The following is a 442-nucleotide window of genomic DNA, read 5'->3' as shown; positions in this document are numbered from 1 at the left end:
GCACATGATCGAGTGCCTCGTTGCGGCCCTTGGCGGCCTCGATGAACACTTTGAGATTGGCCCGCACCGCCGCCTGGCCGACGAAATCGTCGAGCGTCTGCGGCCGCAAGGTCTGCTCGGCATCCTCGCCGCGTTTTTCCGGCGCAATCAGGCGGGGCGACAGGCTCATGACGCCTTCCTTGCACACGGCAAGGAACTGAACAAGCGACGGTTCACCGCGCCAGTTCCTTCAGCCCGAAGCGGATCAGCTTCGGCGCATCGGCATCCTCGCCCGCCGTCTTCAGCGCCGCCGCCACAGCATTGGCGGCGGTGTCGCGCGAATAGCCGAGATTGACCAGCGCCGAGACCGCGTCGGTGATGGGCGCGGATGCCACGCCGTCACCGAGTTCCTGTTTCAGGCCGATGGTGCCCGAGGCGGTTCCGGCGTAGGCCGGCGCCTTGT

2 pseudogenes are annotated in these 442 nt (G+C 66.7%); both read right to left on the bottom strand.

Annotation, left to right across the window (positions count from 1 at the left end):
* A pseudogene (locus EN939_RS37620) lies at positions 1 to 169 on the bottom strand (Holliday junction branch migration DNA helicase RuvB); the annotation flags it as partial.
* 43 nt (positions 170 to 212) lie between these two features.
* A pseudogene (locus EN939_RS37615) lies at positions 213 to 442 on the bottom strand (Holliday junction branch migration protein RuvA); the annotation flags it as partial.

This window comes from Mesorhizobium sp. M7A.F.Ca.CA.002.05.1.1, from assembly GCF_003998335.1.
In the GTDB taxonomy this organism is placed as follows: Bacteria; Pseudomonadota; Alphaproteobacteria; order Rhizobiales; family Rhizobiaceae; genus Mesorhizobium.
The sequence above is the reverse complement of the archived record's forward strand: the minus strand, read 5'-3'. Positions and strand labels throughout refer to the sequence as shown.